This window comes from Bacillus sp. AY2-1, assembly GCF_008368965.1.
GTDB lineage: Bacteria > Bacillota > Bacilli > Bacillales > Bacillaceae_G > Bacillus_A > Bacillus_A thuringiensis_S.
The window spans coordinates 1-15422 of the sequence record NZ_QPEL01000024.1 but is presented as its reverse complement, the minus strand read 5'-3'; the positions used below and the strand labels follow the sequence as shown (position 1 = coordinate 15422).

The following is a 15422-nucleotide window of genomic DNA, read 5'->3' as shown; positions in this document are numbered from 1 at the left end:
AAAATAAGGTTGTGCTTTTTTAATTTCCTTGTGGAGAAACAAGAGTAAATGTATCTTTCAAATCACTATCGTTTATTTTAATATTTGCCTTTTTTAATTCCTCTTGTAACAATTTTTTGCTGAATATAGGGTCAGCGATACGTTCTTCTTCTAAGTTTTTGCGAATAGATTTTTTTACTTCATCGTAAGGTTTTAAATCTTTTTTATCAGTTAATTTAATAACGTGATAACCGTTTGATGATTTTACGGGGTTGCTAATTTGTCCAACATTTAGTTTGTAGGCAGCCGTTTCAAATTCAGGAGCCATTGTACCTGAATTGAAGTATCCAAGGTCTCCACCTTTATCTTTTGATAGTAGATCTTGTGATTCTTGTTTTGCTAATTCTTCAAATGAAGCACCAGCATCTAGTGTACTCTTTATTTCTTTCGCTTCATTTTCGTCACTTACTAAAATGTGACTCGCTTTAATTTCTGGCTTATAGTGGTCTTTTACGTCTTTCTCTGTAATGCTTTTCTTAATTGCTTCATTCATAGCAAGTTTGAACTTAATTTGATTTTTGAAATCCTCTTCATCTTTTAAACCATTATTTTCTAATACTTTTTTGAATTGATCTCCATATTGTTTTTTTACTTTTTCTACTTCTTTATTTACCTCTTCATCAGATACTTTATATTTTTTGGTGATGACGTCTTGTGCCATCATTTCGTATAGCATGTCTTTTCCGTAACGATCTTTCAACTGTTTTTCGAAGTCGTCCTTCGTAACGGTTGAGTCTGTTGCTGTGGCGACTGTAGCTGATTCGTTTTTTTGTCCGCAAGCAGATAGCATCAATATACTTATTAGTGCAGTAATAATGAAAATTTGTTTCCCTCTCATGCCAACACCTCATCCGAATATGTTATCGCTATTGTAGAATATAGAAGTGAACATGAAGTGAATTTTTAATGTTTTTTCCTGTGAAATGTAAAAAAAGTACATCAACATAATTGCTGATGTACGGTGGAATCAAAGGTGATCGGTCTTTTTAGAGTATGCACGTTTACCTTGCTCTATATTTTTTTGTTCTTGCTCATTTTTTTGTGCGCGTTTTGCATTATTATCGCGTGCTTTTTTGTCGTTATCACTCGTATGTGGCATATGTATCAACTCCATTTCTAAACGTTGTACGTTTATCATTTCCTTTTTCGTAAAGACTATGTATAGCGGTGCATTTATGAAGGGTAAAGGTGGATTCGAAATGGATTTAAAGTTGAATTATACTGAACTTATAAAGAAGTTAATCGTTGTAATCATCGCAGGTTTATTAAACGCGATTGGGATGAATTTATTTTTAACGCCAGCGAAAGTGTATGCGAGCGGCTTTGCTGGATTGTCTCAATTATTATCACAAATATTAGGTGATTTTTTATCGATTCACGTATCTACGGGTGTGTTGTTTAGTTTATTTAATATTCCTGTCGTTATTTTAGCATGGAAAAAGGTTGGAAAGGCCTTCACTTTTTTTAGTTTTCTTTGTGTTATATTTATGACTTTGTTTCTAGAAATCATCCCTGTTAGAGCAGTTTCGAACGATATCATATTAAATGCGATTTTTGGCGGGATTATTTCGGCAATTGGGGTAGGGATTGCTTTAAAGTGGGGTGCTTCTACAGGCGGATTAGATATTATTGCCATGATTTTATCAAAAATAAAAGATAAGCCTGTCGGTACATACTTTTTCTTTTTTAATGCAATTATTATTATCGCTGCTGGCTATGTATATGGATGGGAAAAAGCGTTATATACATTAGTGACTTTATATGTGTCAACGCGAATTATTGATGCAATTCATACTCGTCATGTAAAGATTACAGCATTAATTGTTACGAAGAATGGGGCAGATGTACGAAAGGCGATTCACTCGCGATTAGTAAGAGGGATTACAACAATACCAGCAACAGGTGCTTATACGAATGAAAATAAAGAAATGCTAATGATGGTTATTACCCGTTACGAGTTATACGAATTAGAGAGGATTATTAAACAAGTGGACCCAGGGGCATTTACAAATATACTGCAAACAGTTGGGGTGTTCGGATTGTTTCGGAAAGATTAAAGAGGACCAAAACTGGTCCTCGTTTTTAATGTACATTCGTAATGTTTTGCAATTGCTCTTGCATTTCACGTAGCTGAACTTTTTCAGCAGTTGAAGAGTTTGCGTAAGCGGATTGCAAAGCATTTTTTGCTCTATACACGAGATCTTGTTGCTCAGTACCGCTTGAACAAGATACGGCATTTTCAACAGCATCTCTGGCTTGTTGGAATAGTAAGTTCCCCATTTAAACCCCTCCAAAAGAAGAGTTACTTCTTGCTTTTTCTGCCTCAGCTAATGTACCTCTGTACGGGAATCTTGCATCATGCTTCATAACAGCATCGGCTCCTTGTTGGATAAAACGTTTTGATTTGTTCTTTTTACCCATTCGAAAAACCCCCTTTATTTAGCTGAAAACAATCGACGCTATGTGTTATGCGTCTACTTATAGTATGGACATTTGGCAGGAAACTATAAGCAGGGAATTTTTAGATTACAACCCAAGAACCTCTTCTAAATATAAAGCAATACCATCTTCTTCGTTCGTTAACGTAGTATGGTTTGCGAGTGATTTTAATTCAGGGATGGCATTTCCCATTGCGATGCCGTGACCAGCAAATTCAATCATTTCAAAATCATTATCTTCGTCACCGAAAGCAATAATTCGCTCTTGTGGAATGTTGTAATGACTAGAAATTTTTTGTAATCCGACCGCTTTATTTAATCCGCTTTTTACAATTTCAATAATCGGCCAAGGTGCACCCCATTTTCTATGGTCGATTACTTCCGCATGCATATCAGTTAAATGTTGACGAATTGCAGTAGAATGCTCGTCATGTGCGTCAATTAATAAGCAAGTTGGATGGTCATTTAAAATATTTAATAAGTCTCCTGTAAAAATCTTAGGAGAACCGAATTCGAAAATGTGTTTTTTATCTTCATCAATTTCACGAACATACACATCATCCATAACTTCAGCGTATATATTTTTTACGCCGAAATCAAAACAAGCTCGTACAATTTCTTGCGCTGTTGCTAGCTCAAGAGGAGAGTGATGTATACCCCAGTTTGAATCCAGAGGATGGTGCACGTACGCACCGTTAAAGTTTACGATAGGTGTATTCAGACCTAGTTCTTTATAGTAATCATAACTAGCGCGGAATGGACGTCCTGTTGAAATAACGACAACGTGTCCTTGTTCCTTTGCTTTTGCAATTGTATGTTTCGTTCGAGTCGAAATTATTTTGTTGTCTGTTAATAAAGTGCCGTCTAAGTCTAATGCGATTAAATGTTGTTTGTTCATAATTTCACCTCTTATAATAATTTTTTTGTTTCTATCTGTATTTCCGTTTTTAATATGCAGAAATAAGAGGTTAGACTGGGTGAGACCACCATAGATGGAGATTTCACTATATATCCATCTTACGTCGCGAAGTACTACGGTGTCTACTATTTCTCGTTGGAAATTAAGAAAAGTCAACATCTTTTTAGAAAGTTCAAATAATGTTTCTTTCATTATGTACAAAATGTGAAAAGGGTTACATTGCTCGTATGATGAGGCATATAATGAACATGTAATCTTCTCGTATATGTTTGACTCTCCTTTGAAACTAGCCTAGAGTAGGTTGGTTTCTTTTTTTCTACAGATAGGAAAGGAATTCCTTCCTAAGCTTGTGTCATTCATGTATATGTACAAGAATGAGATGTAGTACTTGTTTCCTAAACATGACAGAAAACCTTTCTTTTAAAATGGATATACTAATGAGGCAAGACGTCATGGAAGGAGAATGAAGATGGGACAAAATCGCAGGTTTCGTTCTGGACAAAAAGCGCCAAATGATGGCATTTACGTAGAAATTGGTGAAACGGGAAGTATGGTAAAAAATCCGCAAATGGTACAATTAACTGCCGGTGAAAAGTTTCCAGACAACACAAATCATAACCGCCAGTGGACATATAAAAGAAAACCGTAACAGAAGCCGCAATCTTTATTGCGGCTTTTTTGTTGTTACATAATGTAGTTTCATTTATCGTACTTTTTTAAATAGCATAATGAATGCTCCTTTTTTCTTTTTCCAATAATAAGTTTGAAAATGCATAGGCGAATTTATTGTATAAAAAAGTCAGTTGGCGTATAATTAAATCAAAGGTCAAAGAAAGTCAAACATTTGGAGGGCTGTAAAGATGGACTTAAATCAAATGACAACAAAAACACAAGAGGCGATTATGAGTGCCCAATCTTTAGCGGTATCTCATCATCATCAAGAAGTAGATACTGTTCATCTCTTGTTTACATTATTAGAAGAGCAAGATGGGTTAGCAGTGCGTATTTTTCAAAAAATGAATGTCGATATAGAAGCGTTAAAGCAAGGCGCCGAAAGTTTAATTAAGAAAAAACCTTCTGTAACGGGAAGCGGTGCAGAAGTAGGCAAATTATATATAACAGGTGCTCTGCAACAACTACTTGTAAGAGCAGGAAAAGAAGCAGAGAAATTGCAAGATGACTACATTTCAGTGGAACATGTATTGCTTGCTTTTTCTGAAGAAAAAGGCGATATCAATCAATTATTTACAAGATTTCATATTACGAAAGATAACTTATTACAGTCTTTAATGACAGTTCGGGGGAATCAAAGAGTGACTAGTCAAAATCCAGAAGCAACTTATGAAGCGTTAGAAAAATATGGCCGTGATTTAGTGGCAGAAGTGAGAGCAGGGAAAATTGATCCTGTTATTGGCCGGGATAGTGAAATTCGACGTGTCATTCGCATTCTTTCACGTAAAACGAAAAACAACCCTGTTTTAATTGGTGAGCCAGGTGTTGGTAAAACAGCAATCGTTGAAGGGTTAGCGCAGCGTATTGTGAAAAAAGATGTACCTGAAGGGCTAAAAGATAGAACGATCTTCGCGTTAGATATGAGTGCGCTCGTAGCTGGTGCGAAATTCCGTGGTGAGTTCGAAGAGCGTCTGCAAGCTGTATTAAATGAAATTAAAAAGAGTGAAGGGCGTATTTTATTATTTATTGATGAACTTCATACAATCGTTGGCGCCGGTAAAACAGAAGGTGCGATGGATGCAGGGAATATGTTAAAACCGATGCTTGCTCGCGGTGAACTACACTGTATTGGGGCGACGACATTAGATGAATATCGTAAATATATTGAGAAAGACCCGGCGTTAGAAAGACGTTTCCAACAAGTATTAGCAGAAGAACCAACTGTTGAAGATACAATTTCCATTTTACGTGGTTTAAAAGAGCGTTTTGAAATTTATCACGGTGTAAATATTCATGACCGCGCGATTGTAGCAGCATCAGTTTTATCAGATCGATATATTTCGGACCGTTTCTTACCAGATAAAGCAATTGATCTTGTCGATGAAGCGTGTGCAACAATTCGTACAGAAATCGATTCTATGCCGACAGAATTAGATGAAGTAACGCGTCGTATTATGCAGTTAGAAATTGAGGAAGCAGCTCTTGGAAAAGAAACAGATCGTGGTAGCCAAGAACGTCTTAAAACGTTGCAACGTGAACTATCAGATTTAAAAGAAGTTGCAAGTGGTATGAGAGCGAAATGGGAGAAAGAAAAAGAAGACATTCACAAAGTTCGTGACTTACGTGAACATTTAGAACGTCTGCGCCGTGAATTAGAAGAAGCAGAAGGTAATTACGATTTAAATAAAGCAGCCGAACTTCGTCACGGGAAAATTCCAGCAATTGAAAAAGAGTTAAAAGAAGCGGAAGAAATGGGCGCGCATAATAAACAAGAAAATCGTTTATTACGTGAGGAAGTAAGTGAAGAAGAAATTGCAGATATTGTTTCACGCTGGACTGGTATTCCTGTTGCTAAACTCGTTGAAGGTGAACGCGAGAAATTACTACGCTTAGAGCAAATCTTATCAGAGCGTGTCATCGGACAAGAGGAAGCAGTAAGCTTAGTATCAGACGCGGTTCTTCGTGCTCGCGCTGGTATTAAAGATCCGAACCGCCCGATTGGTTCCTTCATTTTCTTAGGCCCTACGGGTGTTGGTAAAACAGAACTTGCAAAAACGTTAGCGCAGTCTTTATTTGATAGTGAAGAGCAAATGATTCGTATTGATATGTCTGAGTATATGGAGAAACACGCAGTGTCACGCTTAATTGGTGCACCTCCTGGATATGTAGGATATGAAGAAGGCGGTCAATTAACAGAAGCGGTAAGACGTAAACCATATTCCGTTATTTTATTAGATGAAATTGAAAAAGCACATCCAGAAGTATTCAACATTTTATTACAAATGTTAGATGATGGACGCATTACAGATTCGCAAGGACGTACAGTGGACTTTAAAAACACAGTTATTATTATGACTTCAAATATTGGATCTGCTCATTTACTAGATGGATTAGAAGAAGATGGCTCGATTAAAGAGGAATCAAGAGACCTTGTAATGGGGCAATTAAGAGGACATTTCCGCCCTGAATTTTTAAACCGTGTTGATGAAATTATTTTATTTAAACCTCTTACAACGAATGAAATTAAAGGTATTGTTGATAAAATTGTAAAAGAATTACAAGGGCGTTTAGCTGACCGTCACATTACAGTAGAATTAACAGACGCAGCAAAAGAATTTGTTGTAGAAGCTGGCTTTGATCCGATGTATGGAGCTCGTCCATTAAAACGATACGTACAACGTCAAGTGGAAACGAAATTAGCGCGAGAATTAATTGCAGGAACAATTACTGACAATAGTCACGTAGTTGTCGATGTAGAAAATAACGAATTAGTTGTTCATGTGAAATAAAAATAAAAAAGAGTTCGGATAAAATCCGGACTCTTTTTTTAGTGTTGTTCTACTGGCTCGTTTGGAATTGCAGCTGAAATCGCTAGTACTAATATAGCAAGAACAACTGAGAAAATAGACGCTTGGTTAAAGTCGTATGTACCGCCAGTCATAGAGCCGATTACATAGCTCATCATATGTACAAGTAAGAACGACCAAATTAATGCCCAAATGAAACGCATATTTTACACCTCTATTCGTTCAATCTGTCCTTATTGTAACACAATTGAAAAAAGAATATAGAAAAATATTTGTAGATTTTTCAACGCAAATTTGCATTCCGTTCATACATTATAAAAGAGTGGTTTTATATGTTTAGAAAATAAGGCGGGGGAAAAATGAGTATTACGGAACGTTTTTTTTACTTAGAAAAAGAACCATGTGTCATTTATTTACCGGAGAAGCCAAATGGATTTTCGGTTATGCTCCTCGGTGATTACAACTACTTTATTGAGAATGGTACAAGTTTATGGACACAGCATGCGGGAAGATCTTATTTTTTACATGGCCTTATTGAGGAAGGCTACACGGTCTTTTCTTCTAATTTATACGGAAGGCACTGGGGAAACGACCAATCTGTTCGTCTAGCAAAACGTTTATATGATGTTGTTTTGAGAAAAGAGACGTTAAATGCGAAAATGCACATAATGGCAGATGGTATGGGTGCGCTTGTAGCACTTGAAATGATGAACAAATACCCTGAATGTATTCGTTCTGTCATTATGTTGAATCCATGTTTAGATTTACCAGAATATGTGGAATTTGAGAAAGAGCATAAGTTTTTTTACAAAAGATTAGTGAAGGAATTAAGTTTGGCGTATGATGCCAAAGAAGAAGAGTTAGATTTAAAAATAAATAAGAAATCATTTACGCTTCTGCCATCTTGTGTACCTGTCAAAGTTTTCGTATCAACACAAGAAAAAAGAGGAAGAAAACAACAGTTGCGTAAATATGAGAAAATGAGGCAATTAAATCAATGCGATACGTCTGTCTTGTTCCATCTGCAAGATGTGAAATATAAAATGGTTAGGCAAACGACTGATTTCTTTAAAAAATATGAAGAAGAATTGTGAAGCTCCCATATACATAAATGAGGAGCTATTTGTTTCAAGGAGAAAGGGTTGGTGGTATGGAACGCGTGCTGATAATAGGTGCACTTACGTTTGTAGGTTATCACCTTGTGAATAAAATGATCGCAGAAGAAGTAGAAGTGTATGGTCTTGATTTTGATGAATTCAATAGTATGACCAAAATTAATGAAGAGAAGTTATTGTTAATTGGGCGAAATGCGTTATTTACGTATTATTCGATAAGAGATGAAGATGGATGGAGATCAGTAGAGGAAGAGAGATTCGATACTGTTTACTTTTGCTTATATGAGCCAAATCAGCAATGTGGATTTCGGAATGAAAGAGTCATATTACAATATTTAAAGCGAATTATAAGAATGTGTGAAGAACAAAAATTGAAGTTAAATTTAATTTCTTCTATTGAAGTAGGTAGTACAGATGAATCGGAAAATAAGCGCATATTTTTGAAAGTAGAAGAAGGATTGAAAAAAGGGGATTTACAATATAGTGTATTTCGAGTTCCTACATTATATGGACCGTGGCAACCGTCTTTTATGATGTATCATCAGCTCATTTTATCAGAACTGGATGAGAAAGAGTGCTATTATGCGAGTGAGGAAAACGGAAGTGATCTACTGTACGTGGAAGATGTATGTGAATACTTATGGGAAAATGGAATGAACGAGCAGCATCTCGGTATATACAATTTGCTTAGTGGTAAAAAGTCATTATGGAAAAAAGGTATGAACCTTTTACGCGCGGATGATAAAGTAAATAAAAATAATAACGAAGTAAGAGATGAGGCTATCGAGGTAATTTCGATAAAAAGAAATACTCCGTTAGAATACGGTTTAAATAAGCAACTGGCACACATGAAAAAATATAAAGAGTTATACGAAGGGTAGCACGCGTGTTACACTATTGTATGTGAAAGTTTTAATGGAGAGGAAGAGTATAATATGAACGAAAAAAGCATGCAGTTTTTACAAATCGCAATGAAGCATTTACCAGAAGCAAAGGCCATTTTAGATGATAATGGAATTGCGCTTGATATGGAGAAAGCACAACCAGTATTAGAGTTATTGATGAAAGTTATGAACGAAGCATATGAGCTTGGGAAAGCAGATCAACAATAAAACCCTTTCTTTTTGAGGAGAAAGAGGCTCGAACCGTCGAGAGAAGCGGTTCGAGCCTTTTTATATTTCAAAAGAAACAGGGAAGGTATGTTTCTGTTTCTTTTAATAAACAATAAAGTGAATAATGCCTAGCTTTATGTTTTAGCTGAAATATATTCTAGACAAAAATACATTTATGTTTTAAAATTAGTACCAAGTCATAATAATTGATATAAAACGGAGGGCTGCGATGTGAACGTGGGCATTTTAGGGATCGGAAGATATGTGCCGGAAAAAGTAGTCACAAATCACGATTTAGAGAAGATAATGGATACATCCGATGAATGGATTCGTACGAGAACGGGAATTGCCGAAAGACGCATTGCCGATGATACAATAGATACTTCGTATATGGCCGTAGAGGCTGCTAAAAAAGCACTTGAAGATGCAGGGGTTAGCGGAGAAGATATCGATCTTATTTTGGTGGCGACAGTAACACCAGATCGTGCGTTTCCAGCAGTAGCTTGTGTCATTCAAGAAGCGATTGGAGCGAAACATGCAGCTGCAATGGATGTAGGTGCAGCATGTGCTGGTTTTATGTACGGAATGATTACAGCGCAGCAATTTATTCAAACGGGAACTTATAAAAATGTATTAGTAGTTGGTAGTGATAAACTATCTAAAATTGTAGACTGGAATGATCGAAATACAGCGGTACTATTTGGAGACGGAGCCGGTGCTATCGTAATGGGAGCTGTTTCAGAAGGAAGAGGCGTTCTATCTTTCGAATTAGGAGCAGACGGAAGTGGCGGTAAGCATCTTTATCAAGACGAGTATGTTATGATGAATGGCAGAGAAGTGTTTAAATTTGCCGTTCGTCAACTTGGTGAATCTTGTCTTCGCGTGCTGGATAAAGCTGGTCTTACGAAAGAGGATGTGGATTTCTTAGTACCGCATCAAGCGAACATTCGTATTATGGAATCTGCAAGAGAGAGATTAAATTTACCACAAGAAAAAATGAGTATGACAATTGAAAAGTTTGGTAATACATCAGCTTCTTCAATTCCAATTGCAATGGTAGAGGAATTGCAAAATGGACGTATTCAAGATGGTGATTTAATTATACTTGTTGGTTTTGGCGGCGGATTAACATGGGGAGCAGTTGCTCTTCGTTGGGGTAAATAAGGACTGAGAGAAAAAAAGGAGTGTATTTTGTATGGAAAAAAAGAGGGTCGTAATTACAGGACTAGGAGCTGTTACACCGATCGGTACAGATGTTGAAACAGCGTGGGAAAACATTAAAAAAGGTGTATCTGGAATCGGACGACTTACAAGAATTGATCCGGAACTATTTCCAGCAAAAGTAGCAGCAGAAATTAACGACTTTGAAGTAGAGAAATATATTGATAAAAAAGAAGCGCGCCGTATGGATCGCTTTACACAATATGCAGTAGCAGCAGCGAAAATGGCAGTTGCAGATGCAAAGCTTGAGATTACAGAAGAAAACGGACCTCGAATTGGTGTATGGATTGGATCTGGTATTGGCGGTATGGAGACATACGAAGAACAATTTAAGATTTTTACTGAGAAAGGTCCGCGCCGTGTGAGCCCATTCTTCGTGCCGATGATGATTCCAGATATGGCAGCAGGTCAAGTATCAATCGCAACAGGAGCGAAAGGAATTAACACTTGCTCTGTAACGGCTTGTGCATCTGGTGCAAACTCAATTGGTGATGCATTTAAAGCAATTCAGCGTGGTGATGCTGATGCAATGATAACAGGCGGAGCTGAAGCGCCGTTAACAAGTATGGCATTCGCAGGATTTAGCTCAGCGAAAGCATTAACATTTAATGAAGACCCAGCAACGGCTTGCCGTCCATTTGATAAAAACCGTAGCGGTTTCGTAATGGGTGAAGGTTCAGGTATTTTAATTCTTGAAGAATTAGAGCACGCATTAGCTCGTGGTGCTCACATTTATGCCGAAATCGCTGGTTACGGTGCAACTGGTGATGCATTCCATATTACAATGCCGGCTCCTGGTGGTGAAGGCGGCGTGCGTGCAATGCGTCAAGCTTTAGCAGATGCAGGTCTACAGCCAGAAGATATTGATTACATTAATGCGCACGGTACAAGTACGGATGCGAATGAAAAGTATGAAACGATGGCAATTAAAGAAACGTTCGGTGAGCACGCGTACAAAGTAGCAATTAGCTCAACGAAATCAATGACAGGTCACTTATTAGGAGCAGCTGGTGCTGTTGAAGCGATCTTCTCAATTAAATCAATTACAGACGGAGTAATCCCTCCAACAATTAACTATGAAACACCAGATCCAGAATGTGACTTAGATTACGTACCGAATCAAGCGAGACAACAAGAAGTAAATGCAGTATTAAGTAACTCACTAGGATTCGGTGGTCATAACGCAGTATTAGTATTTAAATCGTATAAATAATAGATGAAATAAGGAGTTTTTTCGTAGCATATTACGAAAAAACTCCTTATTTATTTTTACGTCTTTTTCTCTTGTAGCATATACATAAGAAAAAAGGAGGGATAAAGATGGGGGTTATTGAAACAGCTGAATGGCTACATTTATATTATGGACGGCCAGAAAAACTTTGTGAGAAATTTACGAAGTATATTCCGTTGCCAAAAGAAAGGTTGTATCGCTTTTTGATTTCAAAAGGGATGTATCGTCCGGTCATGCATGGGGAAAAGGAAATTAAAGAATTAGAGGAAAAGGAAATTTGGAAAGAGTTGAGCTTGGAGTATGATAAATTGAAAAATTGGTTGAAAGGTCCGGATGTCCCTGTCTTTATTTTATTATCAGATGCCTATAATCGAACTGTACAAGAAGAGTATAACGGTAGAGCTGGATTATCTATGCGTCATGTTATTTTCTTATTTGTATGTGGACGGAATTCGGTGGAAGAATTAAAGGTGTTATTGGCGCATGAATATCATCACATATGCAGGTTACATCAAATTGAGACGAAAGAAACAGAATATACATTACTTGATACGATGATTATGGAAGGGCTAGCTGAGCAAGCGGTAACGGAAAGATATTCAGAAAAAAACAATGCACCGTGGACGATGTATCTTTCAAAAGAAGAGGCTATTTATTATTGGAAAAATGTTGTACATGAAAGAATAAGTATAAAACGAGGAACAAGGGAGCACGACATCTTATTAAATGGATTTCACTCTTATCCAAAGATGCTTGGCTATGCGCTTGGATTTCATATTGTCAAAGATTGTGTAACATTGGAAGGAGAAGATACACTTTCTTTATTATCTATAGATGCAAAAGAAATATTGAATAAAGCAAATACATTTCATATATAAAAAAACAGGAGCTCTATTTCCTGTTTTTTTAGTATTAATAGAAGAAAAAATAATAATTAGAATATATTTCCTTAGGTGGAATAAAGTTAAGAAAAATTGAACATAATGATTGATACAAACAGTAGTGAAGTGAGGGGTAGTGAATGTTATATCTACATGATGTATGGGTAAATTGGTTTGAAGGTGAAGAGAATGGGTATAACGTTTGTCATTTTTACGAATGGCGGAAAGATGATACGATTGAGCTATTAGATCAAGTGCCATTATTAAAAGTAGATGCCACATTATATCATTACATCGAGGACGAATTGTTAGAGCTTCCGCAAAAATTGTTGGAAGACGTACATCATAAGGCTTATATTCGTAAAAATCATGAACGTTTGCAGCAAGAGTATTGCTTTGTTGTTACAGATGGAAAAGGAATTATTGCGATTGATACAATTGGTTACAATGTACCTATTCGTAAAAGCAGACTTATACCACGGCAAGAGCAGATGGTATATGAGATGGTAGAAAACGTACAAGCAGAAAAGTATGAGTTCCAAGTAGAAGAAACAGAAAAAGAACACCACATTTTATCACCATCGCCTTTCATTATGAATGGCTTGACTCGTAAAGAAAGACAACTAAAACAATTATTATTTATGGCGTTAGATCAATTACATACAACGAAAAATACAGCGGAAATTCGCTATTGGTACACAGAGTGGGATCCGTCAGCATATGGAACGGTCCAACATATGGAATTTGAAGATATTTGGGCAAGACTATATGATGAAGCGAAATCAGGCTGGTCTGAGAAGCACGAACAATTATGCGAGCGCCTTGTAAAAGGACAGCCGTTTTTTGAAAAGTTATGGGAAATGGAAAATGAGCAAAAGGTAAATTAAAAAACCGCCAATTGGCGGTTTTTTAATTTGGTGAAATCCAGCTCCAGCGGCAAGAATGTTCGGTGGCTTCGCGCCTTCCTGCGAGGCAAAAAGCGCCTTTACGTCAGGAGCTCCATCCCCCTCACATTCTAAACGAGCCGCTTCCACTTTATATGTAATCTAGCTCCGGCTCCTAGCCCTTCGCGTCTAAGAACCTTCCCCACGAGAAGGTAAAAAGCACCTTCTGTGGGAAAGAACTTTAGCCGTCAGGGCTAAGCAGTCGCCTCCGCTTTTTATGTTACCTACGTTTTCTGCTTAGTCCCATTGCGTTTTCTACTTTGCGTAGTTGTTTGAATGCAACGCGGTTTGCTTTTTCGGCACCTTTGTCTAGAATTTCGTCTAGTTCTGGGGAGCTGATTAGTTCGTTATATTTGTCTTGGATTGGGCGAATTGCTTCTACGACTACTTGTGCTAAGTCGCCTTTGAAGTCGCCGTATCCTTTTCCTTCGTACATTGCTTCTATCTCTTCAACTGTTTTTCCTGAGAATGAAGAGTAAATTGTTAATAGGTTAGAGATTCCAGGTTTATTTTCTTTATCGAATTTCACGATACCTTCTGAATCTGTTACAGCACTTTTAATTTTCTTTTCAATTGTTTTTGGTTCATCAAGCATACTGATCATTGATTTTGGATTCGGATCAGATTTACTCATTTTTTTCGTAGGTTCGGTTAATGACATAACGCGAGCTCCTACTTTTGGAATACGAATTTCAGGAACTATGAACACTTCACGGAAGCGTTTGTTGAAACGCTCTGCTAGATCACGTGTTAATTCCATATGTTGTTTTTGGTCATCACCAACAGGTACGATTTCTGTGTTATAAAGTAAAATATCAGCAGCCATTAATGGTGGATACGTAAGTAATCCAGCTGGAACTGAATCTCTACCTGAAGCTTTATCTTTATATTGTGTCATACGCTCTAATTCTCCAACGTAAGCAACAGATTGCATGATCCATCCTAGTTGAGCGTGTGCAGGTACTTCTGATTGTACAAATAAAGTAGCTTTTTCAGGATCGATGCCGCATGCTACATAAAGTGCAGCAAGACTACGAATGTTTTTGCGAAGTTGTATAGGATCTTGAGGTACTGTAATGGCATGTTGGTTTACAATACAGAAATAGCAATCGTGTTCGTTTTGAAGCTCTGTAAATTGCTTCATAGCCCCTAAATAGTTTCCAAGTGTAATCGTTCCGCTTGGCTGAATACCAGAAAAGATAACTGACATAATTATTTCCTCCTAAATTTGAATGCGTGATAGGGAAGAGAAGGCAAACAAAAAAGCCCATTCATCCCAAAAAACTATAGGGACGAATGGACCGCGGTACCACCCTAATTATTTCACTACTGTGAAATCTCTCTAATCCATAGTAACGTCTGGATATAACGCCAAGGCCTACTACTTTCGGTTCGGTTTGGTGCTCAAAAGCCCATTCCATACTGTACAATTACTTGTTCACACCGACCACAAGCTCTCTGAAATTGCATCAATATGTACTCTTCTTTATCATCGCATACATATAAATTTATTTATTGTTACTTGAGCTCTTTTAATATGAAAGAACTAAAGTTTTATAACAAAATGTTTTGCTGATTATTATATCATATGGGATAGTGTTTGCAAACTACATCAAAATAGTAAAGCTAATGAGGGTCGAGAACAACCCAAGAACGATACCTGTAATACAAATTGGATATGTCCATTTGAATGAATATGTTTTATAAATACGTTCTTTCTTATCTGTAGGTTCCTCGACTTCTTCAATTAAAGAGTCAATCTTTTTGTTCGTGCCAAATACTCTCTGGAAAGCGTAAAGAGTTACATTGAAAAATCCATTTTGAAATATGAATAAAAAACCACCTATCAGAATAAAAAATAGCGCGATATAAAACGAGATGTTGACAAAGTTCAACAAAAATTGAGATGAAATGAGGAATGCACCAATACTAGAAGCAATCATCGCTATAAAAATTAGTATACAAGTATGAAAAAAAACTTTATTCAAAATATTCCCCTCCGTCAAAATATTACTAGAATTATTATACTATAAAAGCTATAAT

General features: G+C 36.8%; 18 protein-coding genes and 1 other annotated feature. Of the genes, 10 read left to right on the top strand and 8 right to left on the bottom strand.

Going from position 1 to position 15422, the window contains the following annotated elements; genetic code table 11:
- Nucleotides 1–19: 19 nt before the first annotated feature.
- Both prsA and DN403_RS06770 read right to left on the bottom strand, forming a co-directional pair.
- Nucleotides 20–877, bottom strand: a complete 858-nt coding sequence (gene prsA / locus DN403_RS06775) for a peptidylprolyl isomerase PrsA (RefSeq protein ID WP_149185363.1) — start codon at nt 875–877, stop codon at nt 20–22.
- 129 nt (nt 878–1006) lie between these two features.
- Complete coding sequence (locus tag DN403_RS06770; protein ID WP_001120845.1) at nt 1007–1138, bottom strand: DUF3941 domain-containing protein; 132 nt, start codon at nt 1136–1138, stop codon at nt 1007–1009.
- A 100-nt stretch (nt 1139–1238) separates the two neighbouring features.
- On the opposite strand from DN403_RS06770, the gene DN403_RS06765 reads away from it, so the two are divergent.
- Nucleotides 1239–2096 carry a YitT family protein gene (locus DN403_RS06765; RefSeq protein ID WP_000364447.1) on the top strand — a complete coding sequence of 286 codons (858 nt, stop codon included), beginning with the start codon at nt 1239–1241 and terminating at the stop codon, nt 2094–2096.
- Between the two features lie 25 nt (nt 2097–2121).
- Here the strand turns inward: DN403_RS06765 and DN403_RS06760 are convergent, their stop codons facing one another.
- From DN403_RS06760 to DN403_RS06750, 3 genes are all read right to left on the bottom strand, one after another.
- Nucleotides 2122–2319 carry a DUF3813 domain-containing protein gene (locus DN403_RS06760; RefSeq protein ID WP_000527408.1) on the bottom strand — a complete coding sequence of 66 codons (198 nt, stop codon included), beginning with the start codon at nt 2317–2319 and terminating at the stop codon, nt 2122–2124.
- Nucleotides 2320–2460: a hypothetical protein gene (locus DN403_RS06755; RefSeq protein WP_000516816.1), complete on the bottom strand. Its 141-nt coding sequence runs from the start codon at nt 2458–2460 to the stop codon at nt 2320–2322.
- A gap of 105 nt (nt 2461–2565) precedes the next feature.
- Nucleotides 2566–3375: a Cof-type HAD-IIB family hydrolase gene (locus DN403_RS06750; RefSeq protein ID WP_001041241.1), complete on the bottom strand. Its 810-nt coding sequence runs from the start codon at nt 3373–3375 to the stop codon at nt 2566–2568.
- Between the two features lie 490 nt (nt 3376–3865).
- On the opposite strand from DN403_RS06750, the gene DN403_RS06745 reads away from it, so the two are divergent.
- Together DN403_RS06745 and clpB are read left to right on the top strand one after the other, a co-directional pair.
- Complete coding sequence (locus tag DN403_RS06745) at nt 3866–4045, top strand: YjzC family protein (RefSeq protein ID WP_000531422.1); 180 nt, start codon at nt 3866–3868, stop codon at nt 4043–4045.
- 211 nt (nt 4046–4256) lie between these two features.
- Nucleotides 4257–6857, top strand: a complete 2601-nt coding sequence (gene clpB / locus DN403_RS06740) for an ATP-dependent chaperone ClpB (protein WP_074789410.1) — start codon at nt 4257–4259, stop codon at nt 6855–6857.
- A gap of 38 nt (nt 6858–6895) precedes the next feature.
- Here clpB and DN403_RS06735 read toward each other — a convergent pair whose 3' ends face one another.
- On the bottom strand, nt 6896–7078 hold the full coding sequence (locus DN403_RS06735) for a YjzD family protein (RefSeq protein ID WP_106081472.1): 183 nt from the start codon (nt 7076–7078) through the stop codon (nt 6896–6898).
- 156 nt (nt 7079–7234) lie between these two features.
- Between DN403_RS06735 and DN403_RS06730 the strand changes: the two genes are divergently transcribed.
- The 7 genes from DN403_RS06730 to DN403_RS06700 all read left to right on the top strand — a co-directional run bounded on the left by DN403_RS06730 (nt 7235) and on the right by DN403_RS06700 (nt 13322).
- Entirely contained in the window at nt 7235–7969 is a 735-nt protein-coding gene (locus DN403_RS06730) for a lipase family protein (protein ID WP_000028706.1), read from the top strand.
- 29 nt (nt 7970–7998) lie between these two features.
- Nucleotides 7999–8871 carry an NAD-dependent epimerase/dehydratase family protein gene (locus DN403_RS06725; RefSeq protein WP_016097951.1) on the top strand — a complete coding sequence of 291 codons (873 nt, stop codon included), beginning with the start codon at nt 7999–8001 and terminating at the stop codon, nt 8869–8871.
- 54 nt (nt 8872–8925) lie between these two features.
- Nucleotides 8926–9102 carry a ComZ family protein gene (locus DN403_RS06720; protein ID WP_001003335.1) on the top strand — a complete coding sequence of 59 codons (177 nt, stop codon included), beginning with the start codon at nt 8926–8928 and terminating at the stop codon, nt 9100–9102.
- Nucleotides 9103–9333: 231 nt separating this feature from the next.
- Entirely contained in the window at nt 9334–10266 is a 933-nt protein-coding gene (gene fabH / locus DN403_RS06715; RefSeq protein WP_001100533.1) for a beta-ketoacyl-ACP synthase III, read from the top strand.
- 31 nt (nt 10267–10297) lie between these two features.
- Entirely contained in the window at nt 10298–11536 is a 1239-nt protein-coding gene (gene fabF, locus DN403_RS06710; protein WP_000412645.1) for a beta-ketoacyl-ACP synthase II, read from the top strand.
- 107 nt (nt 11537–11643) lie between these two features.
- Nucleotides 11644–12432, top strand: coding sequence for a DUF2268 domain-containing putative Zn-dependent protease (locus DN403_RS06705; RefSeq protein ID WP_000538197.1), 789 nt, complete (start codon nt 11644–11646; stop codon nt 12430–12432).
- A gap of 143 nt (nt 12433–12575) precedes the next feature.
- On the top strand, nt 12576–13322 hold the full coding sequence (locus DN403_RS06700) for a YjbA family protein (RefSeq protein ID WP_000966119.1): 747 nt from the start codon (nt 12576–12578) through the stop codon (nt 13320–13322).
- A 277-nt stretch (nt 13323–13599) separates the two neighbouring features.
- Here DN403_RS06700 and trpS read toward each other — a convergent pair whose 3' ends face one another.
- Nucleotides 13600–14589 carry a tryptophan--tRNA ligase gene (trpS, locus tag DN403_RS06695; RefSeq protein ID WP_000110979.1) on the bottom strand — a complete coding sequence of 330 codons (990 nt, stop codon included), beginning with the start codon at nt 14587–14589 and terminating at the stop codon, nt 13600–13602.
- A gap of 75 nt (nt 14590–14664) precedes the next feature.
- Nucleotides 14665–14881, bottom strand: a binding site (T-box leader).
- A 105-nt stretch (nt 14882–14986) separates the two neighbouring features.
- The gene (locus DN403_RS06690; protein WP_001045002.1) at nt 14987–15367 is read right to left on the bottom strand and encodes a DUF3899 domain-containing protein; all 381 of its coding nucleotides are present in this window, start codon (nt 15365–15367) and stop codon (nt 14987–14989) included.
- Between the last annotated feature and the right edge of the window lie 55 nt (nt 15368–15422).